Origin of the sequence: Nioella ostreopsis (genome assembly GCF_004000255.1) — a bacterium.
GTDB classification, from domain to species: domain Bacteria; phylum Pseudomonadota; class Alphaproteobacteria; order Rhodobacterales; family Rhodobacteraceae; genus Nioella; species Nioella ostreopsis.
The window spans coordinates 1-443 of sequence record NZ_RCIQ01000092.1 but is presented as its reverse complement, the minus strand read 5'-3'; the positions used below and the strand labels follow the sequence as shown (position 1 = coordinate 443).

Genomic DNA, 443 nt, shown 5'->3' with positions numbered 1-443 from the left:
GCAAAGTTCTGGGCCAAGGTTCTCAGCGATCTGCGTAACCGGGGCGTCCAGGACATCCTCATCGCCGTCGTGGACGGGCTGAAGGGCTTCCCCCAGGCTATTGAGGCAGCCTTTCCCCAGACGCGGGTTCAGACCTGTATCGTCCACCTCCTGCGCCATTCCATGAACTTCGCCAGCTACAAAGACCGCAAAGCCGTCGCGNGCCTTTCCCCAGACGCGGGTTCAGACCTGTATCGTCCACCTCCTGCGCCATTCCATGAACTTCGCCAGCTACAAAGACCGCAAAGCCGTCGCGGCCGCCCTCAAGGCGATCTACACGGCCGTGGATGCCGATGCTGCAGCACTGGCTCTGGCTGAGTTCGAGGAAAGCGATCTGGCCAAACGATATCCGGCCATCGCACCGAGTTGGCGGCGTGCTTGGAACGAGGTGATCCCGTTCCTCG

1 pseudogene is annotated in these 443 nt (G+C 61.5%); it reads left to right on the top strand.

Going from position 1 to position 443, the window contains the following annotated elements:
- A pseudogene (locus EP237_RS23665) lies at nt 1–443 on the top strand (transposase); the annotation flags it as partial.